General features: G+C 49.8%; 18 protein-coding genes. 6 read left to right on the top strand and 12 right to left on the bottom strand.

Annotated elements, in window-relative coordinates; translation table 11 throughout:
- Window positions 1–2: 2 nt before the first annotated feature.
- The gene (locus KJY73_RS14440; RefSeq protein WP_214344410.1) at window positions 3–1,052 is read right to left on the bottom strand and encodes an efflux RND transporter periplasmic adaptor subunit; all 1,050 of its coding nucleotides are present in this window, start codon (window positions 1,050–1,052) and stop codon (window positions 3–5) included.
- Between the two features lie 242 nt (window positions 1,053–1,294).
- Here KJY73_RS14440 and KJY73_RS14435 point away from each other — a divergent pair, with 242 nt between their 5' ends.
- Window positions 1,295–1,747 (top strand): NUDIX hydrolase, encoded by a 453-nt coding sequence (locus KJY73_RS14435; RefSeq protein ID WP_214344409.1) that lies wholly within the window; start codon window positions 1,295–1,297, stop codon window positions 1,745–1,747.
- A 257-nt stretch (window positions 1,748–2,004) separates the two neighbouring features.
- Here the strand turns inward: KJY73_RS14435 and KJY73_RS14430 are convergent, their stop codons facing one another.
- The 3 genes from KJY73_RS14430 to pdxR form a co-directional block, all read right to left on the bottom strand.
- Window positions 2,005–2,886 (bottom strand): mechanosensitive ion channel family protein, encoded by an 882-nt coding sequence (locus KJY73_RS14430; protein ID WP_232848609.1) that lies wholly within the window; start codon window positions 2,884–2,886, stop codon window positions 2,005–2,007.
- An 81-nt stretch (window positions 2,887–2,967) separates the two neighbouring features.
- The gene (locus tag KJY73_RS14425) at window positions 2,968–4,260 is read right to left on the bottom strand and encodes a hypothetical protein (protein ID WP_214344408.1); all 1,293 of its coding nucleotides are present in this window, start codon (window positions 4,258–4,260) and stop codon (window positions 2,968–2,970) included.
- Between the two features lie 81 nt (window positions 4,261–4,341).
- Window positions 4,342–5,802: a MocR-like pyridoxine biosynthesis transcription factor PdxR gene (gene pdxR, locus KJY73_RS14420; RefSeq protein ID WP_332874209.1), complete on the bottom strand. Its 1,461-nt coding sequence runs from the start codon at window positions 5,800–5,802 to the stop codon at window positions 4,342–4,344.
- A gap of 99 nt (window positions 5,803–5,901) precedes the next feature.
- Here pdxR and KJY73_RS14415 point away from each other — a divergent pair, with 99 nt between their 5' ends.
- Both KJY73_RS14415 and KJY73_RS14410 read left to right on the top strand, forming a co-directional pair.
- Window positions 5,902–6,678, top strand: coding sequence for an aldolase (locus KJY73_RS14415; protein ID WP_214344407.1), 777 nt, complete (start codon window positions 5,902–5,904; stop codon window positions 6,676–6,678).
- Between the two features lie 10 nt (window positions 6,679–6,688).
- A complete protein-coding gene (locus KJY73_RS14410) occupies window positions 6,689–7,567 on the top strand; it encodes a dihydrodipicolinate synthase family protein (protein WP_214344406.1) in 879 nt (292 codons plus the stop codon).
- Window positions 7,568–7,633: 66 nt separating this feature from the next.
- Here the strand turns inward: KJY73_RS14410 and parE are convergent, their stop codons facing one another.
- The 5 genes from parE to nudF all read right to left on the bottom strand — a co-directional run bounded on the left by parE (window position 7,634) and on the right by nudF (window position 12,055).
- Window positions 7,634–9,529 carry a DNA topoisomerase IV subunit B gene (gene parE / locus KJY73_RS14405; RefSeq protein WP_214344405.1) on the bottom strand — a complete coding sequence of 632 codons (1,896 nt, stop codon included), beginning with the start codon at window positions 9,527–9,529 and terminating at the stop codon, window positions 7,634–7,636.
- 73 nt (window positions 9,530–9,602) lie between these two features.
- Complete coding sequence (locus KJY73_RS14400; RefSeq protein WP_214344404.1) at window positions 9,603–10,250, bottom strand: YqiA/YcfP family alpha/beta fold hydrolase; 648 nt, start codon at window positions 10,248–10,250, stop codon at window positions 9,603–9,605.
- A gap of 29 nt (window positions 10,251–10,279) precedes the next feature.
- Window positions 10,280–11,035, bottom strand: coding sequence for a metallophosphoesterase (locus KJY73_RS14395; RefSeq protein ID WP_214344403.1), 756 nt, complete (start codon window positions 11,033–11,035; stop codon window positions 10,280–10,282).
- Window positions 11,032–11,481, bottom strand: coding sequence for a DUF1249 domain-containing protein (locus KJY73_RS14390; RefSeq protein ID WP_332874208.1), 450 nt, complete (start codon window positions 11,479–11,481; stop codon window positions 11,032–11,034). The genes KJY73_RS14395 and KJY73_RS14390 overlap by 4 nt, the downstream gene beginning before the upstream one ends.
- Complete coding sequence (nudF, locus tag KJY73_RS14385; protein WP_232848608.1) at window positions 11,474–12,055, bottom strand: ADP-ribose diphosphatase; 582 nt, start codon at window positions 12,053–12,055, stop codon at window positions 11,474–11,476. The genes KJY73_RS14390 and nudF overlap by 8 nt, the downstream gene beginning before the upstream one ends.
- 247 nt (window positions 12,056–12,302) lie before the next feature.
- On the opposite strand from nudF, the gene tolC reads away from it, so the two are divergent.
- Together tolC and KJY73_RS14375 are read left to right on the top strand one after the other, a co-directional pair.
- A complete protein-coding gene (gene tolC, locus KJY73_RS14380; protein ID WP_214344402.1) occupies window positions 12,303–13,598 on the top strand; it encodes an outer membrane channel protein TolC in 1,296 nt (431 codons plus the stop codon).
- Window positions 13,599–13,822: 224 nt separating this feature from the next.
- The gene (locus tag KJY73_RS14375) at window positions 13,823–14,854 is read left to right on the top strand and encodes a LacI family DNA-binding transcriptional regulator (protein ID WP_206593388.1); all 1,032 of its coding nucleotides are present in this window, start codon (window positions 13,823–13,825) and stop codon (window positions 14,852–14,854) included.
- A gap of 16 nt (window positions 14,855–14,870) precedes the next feature.
- Here KJY73_RS14375 and KJY73_RS14370 read toward each other — a convergent pair whose 3' ends face one another.
- The 3 genes from KJY73_RS14370 to KJY73_RS14360 are packed head-to-tail and all read right to left on the bottom strand — an operon-like array spanning window position 14,871 to window position 16,607.
- Window positions 14,871–15,590 (bottom strand): ZIP family metal transporter, encoded by a 720-nt coding sequence (locus KJY73_RS14370; protein WP_214344401.1) that lies wholly within the window; start codon window positions 15,588–15,590, stop codon window positions 14,871–14,873.
- On the bottom strand, window positions 15,583–16,065 hold the full coding sequence (locus tag KJY73_RS14365) for a PH domain-containing protein (RefSeq protein ID WP_214344400.1): 483 nt from the start codon (window positions 16,063–16,065) through the stop codon (window positions 15,583–15,585). The genes KJY73_RS14370 and KJY73_RS14365 overlap by 8 nt, the downstream gene beginning before the upstream one ends.
- A gap of 53 nt (window positions 16,066–16,118) precedes the next feature.
- On the bottom strand, window positions 16,119–16,607 hold the full coding sequence (locus KJY73_RS14360; RefSeq protein WP_214344399.1) for an FKBP-type peptidyl-prolyl cis-trans isomerase: 489 nt from the start codon (window positions 16,605–16,607) through the stop codon (window positions 16,119–16,121).
- Between the two features lie 134 nt (window positions 16,608–16,741).
- Between KJY73_RS14360 and KJY73_RS14355 the strand changes: the two genes are divergently transcribed.
- Entirely contained in the window at window positions 16,742–18,601 is a 1,860-nt protein-coding gene (locus KJY73_RS14355; protein WP_214344398.1) for a TIGR00341 family protein, read from the top strand.
- The last annotated feature ends 7 nt before the right edge of the window (window positions 18,602–18,608 follow it).

Genomic DNA, 18,608 nt, shown 5'->3' with positions numbered 1-18,608 from the left:
GGTTACTCCTGGATCCTGACTTGAACGCCTTCACTTAAACGCAAGGTACCTTCAACCACCACCTTGTCACCGGATTCAATCCCCGACAGAATTTGTGCAATCCCAGGCTTACGCCGACCAACATTGACTTCGGTTTGATGTGCTTTATTGTCCTTATCGACAACATAGACATATTGCTTATCCTGAATAGGTAGCAGCGCCCCTTCAGGCAATATCAGCGTATTTAGAACCTGTTTTTGCAGATTAATTTGCAGCAGCATTCCAGGGCGTAGCTTCAGTTCAGAATTATCAATAATCGCTCTGACCTGCACAGCCCGCGTTACTGGGTCAATACGCGAGTCTAAACTGGAAATCTCTCCGCGAAATGCTTCTCCTGGATAAGCAACAGTACTGGCAATGACCAACTGCCCTTTAGCAACATCCGGCAAGTGAGATTCAGAAATACTGAAATCCACTTTAATCTGAGTCAGATCATCGAGGGTGGTGATCACATCGCCAGGCTTAACCAGAGCACCTTTACTGATCCGCCGAATCCCCAGTCGGCCGGCAAAAGGAGCACGAATCTCCAACTCAGCTAAGCGTGCGTTAGCCACTTCCAACTGCGCAGCCAGAGCATTTACACGGGCTTCCTGGGCATCTAACAATTGCGCAGAGGCAGCATTTTCTTTGGCTAAATCACGGATACGCACCAACTGACGTTTCGCTTCCTGCAAATTTACTTCTAACTCATTGACCCTGGCTTTTTCCTCGCGGTTATTGAGGCTGACCAACAATTGGCCCTTCTCAACCAAGTCACCGTCATCAAAGACAATACTGTCGACGATTTCGCTCTCCAATGCGGTGATGGCAACGGCCTCATTGGCCCTGGCGGTGCCAAGTGCTTCAATAAGCACGGCAAACTCCTGCTCTTTAACTTCCTGAACTTTAACCGGCACAACCTGCATCATTCGCTGGTTTTGCTCTTGTTCATTTGGCAGATAAACGTATACGGTTAACGCTGCGACCAGCAGCAAAATGATCAAGACAGGTGAAATATTGCGTTTTGTGGTCATCTAGCCTGTTGCCCCAAAGGTAATTCATTGTTTTTACTAGCTACGCTGTTCAACGGCGTGCATTTTCTTATATCAGCTAATGCAGTATGGCAGAGATAAGCCCGAAGTATTGATCCGTAATGGCCATCCGCCTAATATGGGCGGCATCCTTTCTGCAAGATCTCTGTGCTTTGCGAATTACTGTCCTTATCGCCTGTATATACTTCCTTCTGGCATGCTCTTCAGAGCCTCCGGCCGATCCCATGTGCCGGGTCAAGGAACAGACTAAGGAGGCTACTCCCGGTAACGCCGCATGCCTAATAAAAATCGATAAATGGTTGCTGACTATAGGTCATCGACATTCAGGTAAATTAGACCTGCCTGGCGGTTTGAGTAACGGAGAAGAAAGCGCGCAATGTACGGCTCATCGTGAAACCTGGGAAGAGACCGGTTTCAATGTAGAAGTAGGTGCATTTCTCGGTGAAAACGAAGCAGGCTTTCGCTTTTATGCCTGCCAGTTGCAAGATGATTTTGGCAGCGAGATGAAAACCTTTCCTGTACCTGATTGGTCACGTATGGAAATTAGCAGCATTCAGCTAACAGACCCCTTTGAGATACAGATCCATGATTGGCGTTTTGAAGAGGAACTATTGCAGATCAGGGCGCTATTCAATAGGGCTGATGAAACCGATGAAAAGCCATCGGATATCGAGTAATTAACACCAATCCATTATAAGCACTAAGTCTGTTAAAAATGAGTCGTGTCATTCATATTCAACATACCAAGAAAAAAAATCAAATACTTGATTTTAATCAAATTATTAGTTAAGAATCTTGAATTCGAGCTATATTAACCATTTAAAAACCTGCTCAACAAACAAACAGTTTTTTAATTTACTCAATAAAAAAAGCCGGTTAACGCAAAGTTAGACCGGCTTTTTTCAGCTCTAACCCAAATTATCAGGTATTTACTTTATTCTGATGTTTTTTCCGATAATTCCACATTAGATATCTGAGCAAGGCTTGGTGTTGAACTAGCGAACCACAAGGACATAAAGTCCTCGGTAATTTTTTGTTCAATCTCTGTCGCTTGCTCAGTGGGGCAAAAGATTTTAATCCGCACTTCAGTGTCACCGAGATGATTGGTGGTTACCCTTATATCAGGATCAGGCCCGGCAATTACCACATCCAGACGCTTTTGAATGAGATTGTTGTAACGCATCGCAACATCCCGGAAATGCTCACAATGGCCGCGCGCTCGATTAAGTAATTCCTGCTTAAAGGCAAACACATTGACCGTCTGATCCCTCACCAAGGTGAAGGTATGGCTGGCATAACGCTTCAAGTAATTGAGGTTTTTAACTGTACTGGTGACCAGTAAGTTGTTTGGCAGATTCAAGGTCTTACCTGTGTATTGGTAGGTCTCCATATCGACTTCCAATAAGGTCAGAGTAAACCAGTGAGACTCCATTACCTCGCCATGGTATGTGCCCACCTGGATCCAGTCGCCCACCCTGAACATACGAGTACTAGTGGCGTACAGGAAGCCCATAATGCACTGAATAAATTCTCTGGTCGCCAATACAATGGCAACCATAAAAGCAGCAATAGACAATGCCAGATTCTGTAGTTCGGTTGACCATACCACCAGTAAAAACAAAACCAACATGAAGTTTGTCGCATTCTTAATGGCGTTAACTACATGTCGCTTATCTTCATCTTTGCGTTTGGCTCGTCGACGGATCAGTCGCAGGATCCACTGACGCACCACAAGAAATAATGCGCCGAAGGCCACCGACATCACCAGTTTATGACCCACAATAAACTCCAGGGCCCTTTCCAACCAAACTTCCAAACTTACTACTCCTGCTTTGTAGAATGAATAAATACTATGCTTTTTTTATGGCACCGAATTGCACATGAACGCTATGCGCTATCAGCCTTGATAAAGTGCCAATTGGTCAATGCGCTTTTGAATTTCTTCCAGTTCAGCTTTGTAAGCCTGACTATCGACTTGCTGATAACGCTGCTTAAATGCCTGTTTATCGAAGCCTTCGGGCAAGCCATCTACCGATGGAAAGAACAACGCTTCGTTACCTAATCCAGCCATCATCTGCTGAAAATTTTCAGCCGTAGCCGGGCTTGTTGCTAACTCAGCAAAACGAATGCCGGTCATATCTGCTGCCAGGTCTACAAAGCTGAAGCCACTGCCTTTTTTGGCTCTGTCCATCAGTTCTTTAAATTCGCCAATGGCAATGCTAATACCTTGTTCAGACAGCAGTTTTATCGCCGCTGAATAGAGAAAGTGCAAACTCAGGTCACGGCGCTGGGCTAAAGTGGTATGCGTGGAAATGGTTTTGATCTTGCCACTTTCTCCGCTCAAATCACCGATAAAATGCGAAAAACGATGGCTTCCAGCAAATATGACAAGCGCCATTATTGCCGCTTCATTTTCTACACTGGCCACCGCCCCTGATTGAGTGCGTTGCCTGGCTTTATCAAATACATGACCAAGCAGAATTCCCAGAGAAATATCCGACTTAGGCATTGGCATTTGCTGTAATTGTGCAAGATAGTATTGCACCCGCTGACGACGCAATTCATCTGCTTCCGATAGATTAGACTTGGGCAACGCCTTGAGCTTGGCGACAAGATCATCAAAAGGGGCCACTCGCACCAGCATTCTGTCTTCGCTCAAATGAACTTGCTGGATGCGCTGAACAAAATCCGAAGCCAAGGTTTCACCCAGCTTCCAATCTAACAACCAAAGAAGCACCGCCTGCGCCCGCTCGCCAGGCAAGCTAATTCCCCCAATCTTTAGTGTCCCTAGTTTCACTCCTTCGGAAGGCAACAGCTCAGCACTGACATTCAAATATTCACCGAAGGGATTGCCAGGTAAATGATAGCTCCAAACCATCCATCCCAGCTCATTGCTTAGTCCAATCTGCCCCTGTAATTTTGGTGCCGCCCGCTGGGCTAACCCTGCCAAACTTTGCAATTGTGGACGGCTCAACTGCACAAATTGCTGGTAACGACTGCGCTTTAACAACCCTGTCAACTGTTGCAGTAGTGGTTGAACTTCATCTGCATGCTCTAATTGGCCTGCCAAATCTTCCTGTACCCATGGTTTATCTTCCACCACCAGAAAAAGCGTCAATCCGGCCACCATCAGCAATACTAATATTGTTGTACCCAGGCCAAACACCAGCCACTTGCTAGCCTTTATCATTGAGATTCCATGTTCAACAGAGTGAAAGTTCAGATGCTGTATTTAACCACACTGGTCGTCAATTGACAGAATCGACCTTGGCTAAATTCCCTGGTCCAACAAGCATTTTTGTAACTGCTGCACAGACTCGGCGATTTCCTGCTCGTTTAGTGAAGCGAAACCGAATCGAATATGCACGCCCTTGTCTTCTCCCTGTGCGAAAAAGTGCTCTCCGATAAACCCAAGTAATCTGAGTTTTGCTAGCGCCTCTTCAGACAAAACCTTCGAGCAGCGAAGCCATAGGGCCATTCCTCCGGCTGGTAAATCGAAACTCACTTTATCTGCCAGTGCTTCAAGCAATAAGCTGGCAGCGAGATCACGACGCTGCTGGTAAATCTTGCGCGCCTTGCGAATGTGTCTTTTGACTAAGCCGCTTTCCATTAGGTCTGCTACGGCCAGTTCCACAATGGCATTGCCTTGTCTGTCAACCAGCATGATCTGTCCGGCAATACGATCTATCAGCTCCGCCCCTGCAACCATGTAGCCCAAACGCAGTCCCGGCGCGAATACTTTGGAAAGCGAACCAATATGAATGACATTTTGTGCATCCGCCAGGCTGGCAAGGGGAGCCACAGGCCGATTGTCATAGTGAAATTCATGGTCATAGTCATCTTCAATCACCACAAAATCATACTGGAGGGACAAATTCAGCAAGGCTAATCGTCGCGCCGAAGACATGCAAACCGTCGTGGGGTATTGATGATGTGGGGTAGTATACACCGCTGCCACACAGTGATTTTGCAGTAACTCGTGTAAATGTTCGGTATCCAGGCCCTGCTCATCCTGACGACAATCAACCACCTGAAATCCCAGTGATGTAAAGGTCGCACGTGCCGGTGGATAACTGAGTGTTTCCATAACTATGACCCCTTTATTTGGGTCTAGAAGTTGCGCAGATAGAAAAATGCCCATTTGGCTCCCTCGCACCACGCAGATTTGCTCCAAGGTCACGCGCATAAAGCGGTCTTGTGTTAGCATCTGCTGGATGGCCCAACGCAGTCTTGATGTCCCTCGTGGATCGCCATACCCCAGCGTACCACTGCGAATAGATTCCAACAGCCCACGCCGGGTTGCTCTGGCCAGCTCTTCGTAAGGAATAAGGCGTAAGTCAGGGGTACCGTCGTTACTCACTCGCTGTTCCTGCTCGGCCAAAGAGGCCGCTGGCTGCATGGCATCCAACTTATTTGGCACTCTCAATTTCGCATGCGCCGGCACAGGCACCTTTTCCAGCTCTCTCACTTCAGGCAGTACCGGGCTAACACGGGTAGCACGCCGAGGTTCACTAACCAACCAACCTTGGGCAATCATGTCATCAAATGCCCATTGCACCGTTTTTCTGTTCACCCCGAGTTGTTCGGCCAACGCCCTGCTCCCAGGCAATACATCACCAGGTTGCAGACGACCTTGCTGAATCTGTGTAATCAGACTGTTCAACAGCCTTTCCTGCAAAGTCGAGCCTGATACGTCATCTAGGCTGATATGTAAATGCCATGGCCTGAGCACCCCCCCTCCTGGACCAGTGTGAATTAAAAAACTGGATGTTTATAGGGGGCCAGGATAGCGCTAATTTGTCTTCACACCAACCCATATACCGGAGGCTTTATGAAGACGGCGGCATTTTCAAAACAAGAGCTGATGCAGGGTGCACAGCATCGTATGAATCAAGTGATTCAGGATCCCCAGCTTAGCGACAGGCAAAAACTCGCACTCACTTGCCGAATCTTATTCGACAAAGGTCATGATGCCGGACTGGCAGGACAAATCACCTGTCGCGCGACAAAAGACGATACCTTTATCACTCAGGCATTCGGGCTGGGGTTTGATGAAATCACGGCGGACAACCTGATGGAGGTGAATGCCGACCTCGAGCCTCTGGATGGCAACGGCATGGCCAACCCGGCCAATCGCTTCCATACCTGGATCTACCGCCAACACCCAGAGGTGAACTGCATCATTCACACCCATCCTACTCATGTAGCTGCTTTGGCAATGCTTGCGGTACCGCTGCAAATTGCCCAGATGGATACCTGCGCGCTTTATCAGGATTGTGCGTTCTTGCATGAATGGCCGGGAGTCCCTGTAGGCAACGAGGAAGGAGAGATCATCTCAGCGGCCCTAGGTAAACACCGTGCAATTTTGCTCGCGCATCATGGCCAATTGGTGGTCGGTAAAAGCATCGAGGAAGCCTGCAATCTGGCCATCTTGATTGAAAGAGCTGCCAAGCTGCAGTTGCTCGCGATGGCTGCCGGGCAAATCCAACCTCTACCTGAATCGCTCGCTCGTGAAGCCCATGACTGGGTATCCACAGACAAGCGCAATAAAGTCAACTTCGCCTATTACGCCAGGCAAACACTGAAACAACATCCCGACTGCATATAAGGAGTTTCCCATGCAACTATCCGGCATTATTGCCTACCCCATTACCCCCTTTCATCCCAGCACAGGGGAAATCAACCTCGAGGTACTACAGCAAAGTCTGGAGCACTTGATTGAGCAAGGCTGTGATGCCATTGCGCCACTAGGCAGTACAGGAGAAAGCGCCTACCTGAGTCTGGCCGAATGGATGAACGTCGCCGAATGTTCAGTAAATACAGTGAACAAGCGGCTGCCCGTCATTATTGGCATTTCTGAACTCACCACCTCGGCGGCCATCATAAAGGCCAAATACGCTGAGCGCATTGGCGCAGACGCTATCATGGTTATCCCAGTGTCTTATTGGAAGCTTAGCGACAGCGAAATCCAGGCTTACTATCAGGCTATTGCAGACAATACTTCGCTACCTATTATGGTCTACAACAACCCTGGCACCAGTGGTGTGGATATGTCACCAGAGCTTATCGTTAAGATGGCTGAAGAAATAGACAATATCAGCATGGTGAAAGAAAGCAGTGGCGATATACAACGTATGCATAAGATTTTCAGTTTATCGCAAGGCAAACTACCCTTTTACAACGGCTGCAACCCGCTGGCGCTGGAAGCATTATGTGCAGGGGCCAGTGGCTGGTGCACGGCCGCGCCTAATCTGCTGGGCAAACACCCTAAAGCGCTGTTTGAGGCAGTACGTTCAGGCGAGTTGGAGAGCGCCAGACAGCAGTTCTATCAACAGTTACCTCTGCTGCATTACATTGTCGCTGGCGGCTTACCCAAAACCATCAAAGCTGGTCTGAATTTACTCGGCTTAGATGCTGGTATTCCCCGTCAGCCTCTCCAAGAAGCCAGTGCTGAAGATAAAGCCAAGCTGGCCGAGTATATGGCCGCGGTGCAATAGGTACTTATGAAAAAGGGCTGAATATCAGCCCTTTTTTTAATTTCGTCTGCGGTGGCAATAAGTACCTTACTGGATAACCGCCAAGTTGCCCTTATTCTCCAGCCATTCCTTGCGGTCGCCAGCGCGTTTTTTATTCAGCAGCATATCCATCAATTCCTGGGTGTGAGCATCGTCGTCCACTGTCAGTTGTACCAGTCTGCGAGTATTGGGATCCATAGTGGTTTCACGCAGTTGCAGTGGGTTCATTTCGCCAAGACCTTTAAAACGCTGCACATTCACTTTGCCACGCATTTTTTCCGCCTCAATGCGATCAAGAATGCCCTGTTTTTCCCCCTCATCCAGGGCATAGAACACCTCTTTGCCCACATCAATACGAAACAGCGGCGGCATGGCAACGTACACATGACCATGGTCAACCAAGGTGCGGAAGTGGCGAATAAACAAGGCACACAGCAGGGTGGCTATGTGCAGTCCGTCTGAGTCAGCATCGGCCAGAATGCATACCTTGCCGTAGCGCAAACCGGATAAATCACTGCTATCCGGGTCAATACCAAGGGCCACTGAAATATCGTGAATTTCTTGTGAGCCCAGCACCTGACTGGACTCCACTTCCCAGGTATTCAGGATCTTACCGCGCAGTGGCATCACCGCCTGGATTTCACGATCCCGGGCCTGCTTGGCACTGCCACCGGCCGAGTCCCCTTCCACCAAAAACAGTTCACTGCGACTGGTATCCTGGCTGGAACAATCGGTGAGCTTTCCGGGCAGGGCCGGGCCCTGAGTGACCTTCTTGCGTTCAACTTTTTTCACCTGTCGCAGACGGCGCTGGGCATTGCTGATACACATTTCAGCCAGTTGTTCGGCGATGTCTGTGTGCTGATTCAGCCACAAACTAAAGGCATCTTTGACCACACCAGACACAAAGGCGGCGGCCTGACGGGACGATAAACGCTCCTTGGTTTGACCGGCAAATTGTGGGTCCTGCATCTTGGTAGACAGGATATAGCTACATCTGTCCCAGATATCTTCTGGGGTGAGTTTTACGCCGCGCGGCAGCAGGTTGCGAAATTCACAAAATTCCCGCATGGACTCCAGCAGCCCCTGACGCAAACCGTTTACATGGGTTCCGCCCTGCGCAGTGGGGATCAGGTTCACATAGCTTTCAGTAACAATTTCACCGCCTTCGGGCAACCAAATCACCGCCCAGTCAGCGGCTTCGTGGTTGCCGGCGATACTGCCGACAAAAGGACTTTCGGCAGGGATACTGATGCTCTCACCGACCGACTGAAACAGGTAATCACGCAGGCCATCTTCAAAATACCATTCATGGCTTTGGTTATTGACCTTGTCGTCAAAACGAATACGCAAACCCGGACACAGTACGGCTTTGGCACGCAGCACGTGCAGCAACTTGGAAACGGAAAATTTAGGCGAGTCGAAATACTGACTATCCGGCCAGAAACGCACCCTGGTACCGGTATTGCGTTTACCGCAGGTGTCAATAACCTGTAACTCTTCGACCTTATCGCCATTCGCGAAGGCCATCTGATAAACCTGGCCATCCCGGCGAATCGTCACCTCAACTCTGTTAGACAGAGCGTTTACTACAGAGATCCCCACCCCGTGCAAACCACCGGAAAATTGGTAGTTCTTATTGGAAAACTTACCGCCTGCATGCAACTTGGTCATGATCAGCTCAACACCGCTGATGCCATGCTCCGGGTGAATATCCACCGGCATGCCACGACCATCATCAATCACCTCCAGCGATTGATCTTCAAATAAAGTAACCTTAATGCTGCTGGCATGCCCGGCCAGCGCTTCATCCACGCTGTTGTCGATAACTTCCTGACTCAGGTGGTTAGGTCTGGTCGTATCGGTATACATTCCGGGGCGGCGCTTGACCGGATCCAGGCCACTTAATACCTCTATGGCTTCTGCGTTATAGCTTTGATTTGACATGCAATTTCTACAGTTTTGAGGTTAATTCAGGCCGTTTCTTTACCAGGGGACAACGGCAGATTTTTTGATGTTATCAAGTCACTGCCGGACGGGCAATTGTCGTATCCTGCACGCTGATAAGATCTCGCTCCCCGGGCTCAGCTTGCCCCTGCAAAAAAGCCAAAATACTCATCAGATAGCGTTCAAATCCCTCAAAAGCATGATTGCCTCCGGGCTCAATAGTTAAATGGCAGTCCCGGTACAAAGCTTCCGCCAGCCGATAATCCAGCGTTTCATCCCCTTGCTGCAACAATACCCACAGATTTTGCGGCTCCCGTAATTGAACAATCGCCAGGGCTTGCAAATCCTCCACATGCGTCTGGGTTAAGGTAAAACGCTCCCCGGTATAGGGGTTTTGATGCTCACCAAGGAAATTCGCCAGTAACTTATGGGGATCCACCGCGGGATTAATCAGCACCGCACGGCCACCAAATTCATTGACCAGATGGGTAGCCAGAAAACCGCCCATAGAACTACCGATAAAAGTCAGGGCTTTGCCCTGATGCCGCTTGGCAATCTCTTTGGCTTGTGCCAGAGCAGCCTGCGGAAAGTTGGCCAATTGCGGCACTTCCAAGGTGATGTTAACGGCTTTTTTAGCCATAAAATCTGCAACTTGCTGGGCTTTAACCGATTGCGGCGAGCTAAGAAAACCGTGCAGATATATCAGTACGTGGTCAGTCATAAATGAAGTCCAAAACCCCTAAAAAAACGTTAAGGCAAAATTCTGTGTACTTCGGATGCTATCCTGCCATCGGCAAAAAGCCGGATGCAACGTAAGCCAGGTGCATCATCCGCCACCCCGAAATCTGCATCCACTGTCCATTGCCAGCAGCTCGACGGGCAGGCCTGAATCAAGCTTTGCCCACGTGACCAGCTAAGGTCAGTATGAATATGGCCGTGCAATACCAGGCGAATAGCAGGTTGAGTATCCAGCCATTGCAAAAACAACTCACTGTTCACCCAGGCATGTTTATCCATCCACCCATTGCACGCGATAGGGTGATGATGCACAGCAACGACATGATGATGGTCAGGAAACTTCTTTAGCTTGTCCTGCAGCGTGGCAAGTTGTTCTGCTTCCACCTTACCCAGTGTGCCCTGAAACTGACTATCCAACCCATGTAACATCCAACGACCCATTACCACTGGCTGTTCTAAACAAGTCATCTGCGCTGAAAATAAGCGCTGCATTTGCGCAGTATCGTCGTGATTGCCAGGGATGAGATGCCAGTCCACACCAGGCAAGTACGCTTCTATCAGCGAGGCCAGATGCTGGTAACTTTGTGCGGTACAATCATTGCTGATGTCTCCGCTGAGCAAGAGTGCATCGGGCGCTAAATCAGCCGCCAGAGTCAGGACCTTAATCAGGCTTTGATATGGATTGATTTGCCCATATCCACAGCGGTCAACATCGGCAAACAAGTGGCAATCGCTGATCTGAATCAGGCAAAAAGGCGTGTCACTCATCCGCGTTGATCAAGAGAGGTAGCCGAGAGGTGACGTAAGCAAAAGCCTAACCACTCAGACAGAAAATGATTCACCAGTTCTTTTTCGTTGCGCTGATGCATCAAGCTATTCGGATAGGGGTAGCTTGGTTTGAATTTGCCCATATGCTGAAAACCCAGCACTTCGGCCATACGCGCATCGTGGTACAAGCGAATCTGCATCACAGGCTGCAAATATGCGGGCAAACCATCGGTCAGTTGGCGCATTTCCACCGTGGTGGTGTATGGCTCACAGAGCTGAATTTGAATCCGATAACTCATGCCTTTGCCGGCAGAAAAACAATACTCAAGTTTCTGCTGATCCAAGTCCGGCAGCAGTCTTAATAAGCGACCATAATTCGCCTCACACACTGCATGCAGGGTGGCAAGTTGTGGCACATGTTTTTTCAGTATCCTGGTATCACTCACACCAAAGCTCAATCAACTTTTGTTTATGCAGGGCAAACCACTGCAGGGAAATTAAGGTGGCGGCGTTATCTACCTGCCCATCATTAAGCATGGCTAATGCCTGCGCAGAAGACATCCGATGCACTCGTATGTCCTCACCTTCCTCAGCCAGGCCATGAACTCCTTGGGCCTGAGAAGCATCGCATTCACCCACATACAGGTATAAACGCTCTGAGGTTCCGCCTGGGCTGGACAAATAGCTTAGCATGGGATGCAAACGCGTGATATGCAGCCCGGCTTCTTCTTGCGCTTCTCGCAGGCAAACCTGTTCTGGGCTTTCTCCTTTATCAATGATGCCGGCGATGCATTCGAACAACCAGGGATTGTCGGAGGTGGCCATGGCCCCAACCCGAAACTGCTCAATTAAAACGATTTCGTCACGCACCGGATCATAAGGCAGTACAGCCACCGCATGTCCCCGTTCGAAAATTTCACGGTGCAGCACCGGACTCCATCCGCCAGCGAACAGCTTGTGCCGAAAACTGTACTTGAGCATGGTAAAAAAGCCCTTGTATAACGGCTGTTTATCCAGCATTTGCACCTTATCGTCGCAATTCCCCGGTATCCCTTTCAATTTCTGCTCAGTTTTCTGGTAGATTGTGGGCGAAAGCCTAGCATAGCCACCACCGGCCTGACACCGCATCATTCTGGTGGTTAAATATTCTGTTACACTTGAACACGCAGTGTTACCCTAAAAAGGTTACAGTTAGCGCTTGATTTACTTAGACTTTGCAGCAATTAATCGGAATTGTGATCGAGCTCATCATCTCGTAGGAATACTCATGAAAAAAACTTTGCTGTCTTTGCTTGTAGGCGTTAGCGTGACCTCACAAGCTTTTGCAGATGACCTGTATCAGGTTTATCAACAGGCCCTGCAAAAAGACCCTACTATCCTTGCTGCGCAAGCACGCAAAGATGCTGCCCAATCCGCTGTTGGAATCAGCCGCGCTAGCCTGTTACCACAAATCGATTTATCTGTGGGAGCCAGCTTGGATCGTTGGGAAAGCAACGGTGAAAGTAATGGCGCTACCCTAAGCTTGCGTCAATCAATTTATGACCACAGCTACTGGAAAACCCTGGACCGGGCTGAATTAACTGCCACTCAGGCAAATGCCACTTACGCTCAAGCACAGCAGGCGTTGATTGTACGTGTTGCGAATGCCTACTTCCTGGTTTTACAAGCGCTGGACGACCTGGAATTTGCTCAGGCCGAGAAACGCGCCATTGAGCGTCAGTTGGAGCAAACCAAACAGCGCTTCGCTGTTGGTCTGACTGCCATTACCGATGTACACGAAGCGCAATCGCTGTTTGATAATGCGGTAGCCAAAGAGATCACTGCACAAAATACCGTAGAAATCCGCCGTGAAGGTCTGCGTGAAATTACCGGCAGCTATCATAGCGAATTGAATGTACTGAATACGGAAAGTTTCAGTACCGCCACACCGACTCCCGCCCGTGTGGAAGACTGGTTACAAATTGCTGACGAGCGCAGTTTGGAGCTGACCGTGGCTAAACTTGGCGTAGACATTGCCAAGCAAAACATTGAAATTGCCAAATCAGGACACTTGCCAACAGTAGGTTTCAGTGCTTCTGCCACATCCAGTGAGTCAGAAGTAGACGGCGTAACAAAATGCGATCGCTGTAACACGGCGTCCATTGGTATCAGTGTCGATATTCCTATTTACTCCGGTGGTCGCGTAAGTTCGCAAACCGATCAAGCCAGACACCAGTTTGTTGCCAGCAGCGAAGAGCGCGAGCAGGTGTATCGTAAAGTAGTACGTGATGTGCGTTCTAACTTCTATGATGTATCTGCCTACATTTCCCGTATCAAGGCCCTGGAACAAGCCGTTGTGTCGGCCGAAAGTGCCCTGGGTGCAACCGAAGCCGGCTTTGAAGTGGGTACGCGGACCATTGTGGACGTGTTGAACAGTACCAGTAACCTGTATAACGCCCGCCGTAACTTGTCGATTGCCCGCTATGAGTACATTGTGGCCAACCTGGAGCTGAAACAAGCTGCCGGTACGCTAGTTGACCAGGATGTCGTGGACATCAACCGCGGTCTGAAAGCTGCCAAATAAGCAAAAATTGCTTGAATAGCCCTAAATAAGCCCCGTAAACCGGGGCTTATTTTTTGGGGATAATTAAATGTTTTTTGCCGTTATCAGATAAACGCAAACCCGCTACTCAGGCATAGCGCCCATGCTCGCTTGTCCTGTTTTTTCTTAATTCGCAAGTCGATATTCCAACTTTGCTGGTGTATAACAGGGGCATACATGGTTGTCCGCGATTTGATCATATCAGCATGAAAGGTAAGGCTACCTCTTTCGACATTGCCCATCTGGCGGGTGTGTCGCAATCCACAGTGTCTCGTGCACTACGTAACAGTCCATTGGTTAATCAGGAAACCCGGGACAAAGTGCAAAGCATTGCCAAACAGCTGAATTACAAGGTTGATAAAAACGCCAGTAGTCTCAGACAAAAAAGCAGTAAAACCTTGGCACTGCTGTTGTTTGAAGATCCTACTTCAGATGACTCCATGATTAACCCGTTTTTCCTGTCAATGTTAGGTAGCATAACCCGCGCCTCAGCACAGGAAGGCTATGATTTGCTGGTTTCCTTCCAGCAGCTCAGCGACGACTGGCACGCTGATTACGAGGATACCAATAAAGCTGACGGTATTATTCTGCTGGGCTACGGCGACTACATGGACTATCAGGACAAACTGGCCAAACTCGAACAGCAGCAAACCCATTTCGTACTCTGGGGCGCAGTGGACAAGGAGCACCCCGGAATATCTATCGCCTGTGATAACTTCCAGGGCGGTTACAAGATCACCCAGCACCTTATCCAAAAGGGCCGTAAACATTTTGCCTTTATCGGCGGCGCAGATAGTCACTGTCCGGAATTTTTTGAGCGCTACCGTGGCATGTGTCATGCCCTTTCACAGGCTGGCGCCAGCGCCTTGCCTATTCAAATTGATGCGATTACCACAGAGGAGTCAGGTTATCAGGCTGCCATGCAATTACTGAGCACTGGTCAGAAAATGGATGCCATAGTTTGTGCCAGTGACCTGATTGCCATTGGCGTGATGCGGGCCCTACATGACAAGCAACTGGCCATTCCGCAACAAATTGCCGTGGTGGGTTACGATAATATCCTGGCCGCCAGTTTTACCAATCCACCGCTGACCACAGTACATCAAAATACCCGGTTGGCTGGAGAAATGTTAGTGAAAAGCCTGGTCAGTCTGATCAAAGGTGAGAGGCAGCAGCCTAAACTCTTACCTGCGGAATTGGTGATACGGCAAAGTTGCGGGGCCGAGCTTAAGCGTTAAGCAGCAAACCACGTCATCAGGCATGCTGTAGCATCTGTCCCCCCATGGCAATGGCGAATCCGAGTACAGCGCCAAGTGGCGGCCCCCAGTGTTTCTGCAAATGCGCTTGCGGAGCAATATCCTGAAACACCAGATACAGTATGCCGCCAGATGCAAACAGCATGATAAAGCCAAGTACGCCAGGGTAATCTGCCAGCCACACATACCCTGTTAGGGCAGCGATAGGGCCAAGCAACGCCAGCAGCAGCATAAACACCAACACCTGGCCAGGCTTTCGATGGCTGAGTCCCACCAGCTCTCGATATCCGTTGAAGCCTTCCGGCAGATTCTGCGCACCAATGAGCAGCGCCAGCAGCAATGCCTGCTTACTGCCGGTCGCCAGCAATCCACCGAGGGCAATCGCCTCCGGAATAAAGTCCAGTAACATGCCGGTTAACTGCGGCGCTTCTCGCTTGCGAACCCCCAGCATGCGCTCCAAAGCAAAAAAGCACAAACCACCCGCGAAAAAAACCAATATCGCCCAACCAGCTTTTCCTGTCTGCGCTAATCCTTCGGGGATCAGTACCAGTGCCACCGCCCCCAGCAGCACGCCACCACCCAGGGCGATAATAAAGTGGCGAAATTCCAACTCCAGCCAGCGAGCCCTGAAGTTTCCAATGGTGGCCAGCCAACCACCAAGGGGAATAGCCAAGCCCGCTGCCAGCGCTAATAGTATGGCCAACCCGAGGTCACTCACGTGATATTTCCACCTCTAAGCCTTCGGATTCTGTCATTGGCTCATGCGTGTCGCCAACGAAGCGGCCATGCATGCGCAAGCTCAGTTCTTGCTGAAATTTATTCCGATTGACGGGTGAAACCAGCAAGAATCCCTGATTAGATTCAATAACCAAGCGTCGTAATGAAAGCGCAGGAGAAGGTATTGAAGCGTTGCAGGCGTCAACACGATGAATATCTTTATAGGGCAAGCAGACTCTGGTTAAGCCACAACGTACTTCCAATTGCGTGTCGGTAAGCTGGTAATAACAAGGCCAGATGTACACCAGACTGACAACCGCTTGCACCACAGCAAGCAACACAGCCACAACGCCAATCCAGGGCGATTGGAAAAATGCCCACACGCCAATCAGGCACAAAATCAGCGGGAAAAATAACAAGATGGGCAGTAAGCCCTTATCCAGACGAGATGCAAAGCGGGATGTTTTTACAGTCAATTCACTGCTTCCTGCTGGCAAGTGCATGGGGCTATCGCCCCATGCAGCCATGATTAGTGATGGTGATGGCCACCTTCACCGTGAGCGTGGCCGTGTTCAATTTCCTCAGCCGTTGCTTCACGAACATCGATCACTTCCAGATCGAATGTCAGGGTTTTACCCGCCAATGGATGATTAAGATCTACGGTAGCCATAAACTTACCGACTTTTTTAATCAGCACCTGACGCTGACCATGATCAGTATGCACCAGTGCCAGCATGCCAGGCTGCCATTTATCCGCACCGGATAAATGTTTAAGAGATACACGCTGCTCAGCACCTTCCTGATATTCGCCATAGGCATCTTCAGGAGCTAAAGTCACAGATAAGGTGTCTCCCGCCGCCTTACCCACCATGGCTTTTTCAAGCGCAGGCATAATATTGTTATGGCCGTGCAGATACGCCACAGGATGCTGCTCATCCCGGCTGCTATCTACCACTTCTCCATCCTGTTGTTTTACTTCGTAGTGAAAACGTACCACGGCGTTATCAGCAATTTGCATGTTATGTTCCAGCTAAAAAATTAGAGGCGGGAAAGTATCACAGGACTTATAGCAAGTCATGACTTTCACCACGCCCGTCCCTACACTAAAGTAGCATGCAACATTGGTTGTTGAAACAAGGAAGCCGATTGCACATGGCGTATCTTATCCATGACGGTTCTATCGATATTGACGGCTTGCTGGCCAGCAGCGACCAGCTGGTTGAAGCCCGGCTTTTCGGCAATAGTGAATTACCCGGCCTGGGTGAAAGGGTGCTGCTTTACCTGAATGATGACAGTATCAAAATGCTCTGGAACAACGCGGCCGAACTGCAGTGGCAATTGGGTATTTTGCCGCACCCACAGAGTAAACACGCGGCCCGGGCATTCTGCCCAACAGGCAACAAATTGCCGGAGCTGTTCAACAAGCTACTGAATGCCGAAAGTCGTCCTTTCGACAGCCTGAGCTGCAACGGCACCCCGGTGTTCTCCAGCATTATTGTGGGTGAATTACTGGTATTTAATCTCAAGGATACCTCACACGCTTTATCCCGCTGGCAGGCCCTGACCACAATGCTGGGCAAATTTCGCCAGATGCAACTGCATGCTTATGAACTGATCACCGCCACCGAGCAACGTATTAACTTGGCACTGCTGGGTATGATGGTGCTGGAGCAAAGGCGACGCCCCTGGCTAGGCGGGGGGCTTACCGAGGTTCTCGACCCGGCTGACAGGCGCCTGTCTCTGGTGGCAGTCGCACCGCGCAGTGTGGTGGCATTTTTACTGCTGATGCTGCGTTTTTTGTTTCAGGGCCGTATCAATCCCAGAAACCTTCCGGACAGTATCGGCCTGCTAAAAACCCGCAGTCTGACCATTAGAGCCGCCACAGGGGTTAACTATCAGCTTGATGGTCTGGCCATGGGCAGCAAAGAACTGGTCTGCGAAATACACGAAAAGCACATTCAGCTCTTGCAGCCTGACAACCCGGAACGTAACGGCAGTGTAGATATCCGCAAAGACCAATTGAAGATGGCGCACTTACCCTGTGGCAGTGCAGTTATCGAGTTAGCGGATAAACCCATCCCTGTGTTTCACCATGCATCTGAAGACGAATTTCGAGACCTGTTCAGGAGTCTCAGAGAAAACGCCCAAGCTACACCAGTTTTCTATGTATTGATGGTACTGAGCGTGTTGCTGGCCGTCACTGGGCTATTTGCCAATTCCGCCCCGGTGATCATTGGTGCGATGATCCTTGCCCCCATGATGGCTCCCATTATTTCTTTGGCGATGGGCCTGGCCAGAGCAGACAGCAGTTTATTACAAAATGCCGCCAAGACCTTGTTCGGCGGTATCGCGCTGGCCCTTTGCTGCGCTATCTTAGTCACGTGGTTAATGCCGCTATCTACCCTCACCCCCGAGATGCGAGCGCGTCTCACTCCAACCTTGCTGGATTTGGGAGTTGCTGTGATATCGGGCATTGCTGGCGCCTATGCCAACGCGAAAGAAGAAGTCGCCAAAAGCCTGGCGGGGGTCGCCATTGCGGTGGCTTTGGTTCCTCCATTGTCTGTGGTAGGCATCGGCTTAGGTTGGGGCGATCTGGAGATGGCTGGCGGTGCCATTTTGCTGTTCAGTACTAACCTGGTGGGCATAGCACTATCTGCAGCCCTCACCTTCTTAGTACTGGGCTTTGCCCCCTTCCATCTGGCGCGTAAAGGTATGGGCATTACACTCGCCAGCCTGGCTATTATCAGCATCCCGCTGTTTTTATCTTTCCAGGAACTGGTAGACAAAAACCGCTTAAGTCGCGCACTGCCCCATGGTGAAATGCAGTTATTGGGTGATCAGGTTGAGCTCACAATTATGGAGATCAGTACCGGTGATGTCCCCTTGATATCGGTGCGTTTAGTCAGTGCACAGCGACTAGACGCCGAACATCTGCTGGCACTCAAGCAGATGATAGGCTCGCAGTTGGGCAGAGATGTGCAAATAGAAGCGGAAATTAGGCTCAGGCAATAGGAGCAGC

The sequence above is a fragment of the Bowmanella yangjiangensis genome, assembly GCF_018531185.1.
In the GTDB taxonomy this organism is placed as follows: domain Bacteria; phylum Pseudomonadota; class Gammaproteobacteria; order Enterobacterales; family Alteromonadaceae; genus Bowmanella; species Bowmanella yangjiangensis.
The sequence above is the reverse complement of the archived record's forward strand: the minus strand, read 5'-3'. Positions and strand labels throughout refer to the sequence as shown.

Bases quoted from the DNA above. Each gene is read 5' to 3' on its own strand.
- KJY73_RS14440 (WP_214344410.1), bottom strand. From the start codon at position 1,052: ATGACCACAAAACGCAATATTTCACCTGTCTTGATCATTTTGCTGCTG.
- KJY73_RS14435 (WP_214344409.1), top strand. From the start codon at position 1,295: ATGTGCCGGGTCAAGGAACAGACTAAGGAGGCTACTCCCGGTAACGCC.
- KJY73_RS14425 (WP_214344408.1), bottom strand. From the start codon at position 4,260: ATGATAAAGGCTAGCAAGTGGCTGGTGTTTGGCCTGGGTACAACAATA.
- KJY73_RS14415 (WP_214344407.1), top strand. From the start codon at position 5,902: ATGAAGACGGCGGCATTTTCAAAACAAGAGCTGATGCAGGGTGCACAG.
- KJY73_RS14410 (WP_214344406.1), top strand. From the start codon at position 6,689: ATGCAACTATCCGGCATTATTGCCTACCCCATTACCCCCTTTCATCCC.
- parE (WP_214344405.1), bottom strand. From the start codon at position 9,529: ATGTCAAATCAAAGCTATAACGCAGAAGCCATAGAGGTATTAAGTGGC.
- KJY73_RS14400 (WP_214344404.1), bottom strand. From the start codon at position 10,250: ATGACTGACCACGTACTGATATATCTGCACGGTTTTCTTAGCTCGCCG.
- KJY73_RS14395 (WP_214344403.1), bottom strand. From the start codon at position 11,035: ATGAGTGACACGCCTTTTTGCCTGATTCAGATCAGCGATTGCCACTTG.
- nudF (WP_232848608.1), bottom strand. From the start codon at position 12,055: ATGCTGGATAAACAGCCGTTATACAAGGGCTTTTTTACCATGCTCAAG.
- tolC (WP_214344402.1), top strand. From the start codon at position 12,303: ATGAAAAAAACTTTGCTGTCTTTGCTTGTAGGCGTTAGCGTGACCTCA.
- KJY73_RS14375 (WP_206593388.1), top strand. From the start codon at position 13,823: ATGAAAGGTAAGGCTACCTCTTTCGACATTGCCCATCTGGCGGGTGTG.
- KJY73_RS14360 (WP_214344399.1), bottom strand. From the start codon at position 16,607: ATGCAAATTGCTGATAACGCCGTGGTACGTTTTCACTACGAAGTAAAA.
- KJY73_RS14355 (WP_214344398.1), top strand. From the start codon at position 16,742: ATGGCGTATCTTATCCATGACGGTTCTATCGATATTGACGGCTTGCTG.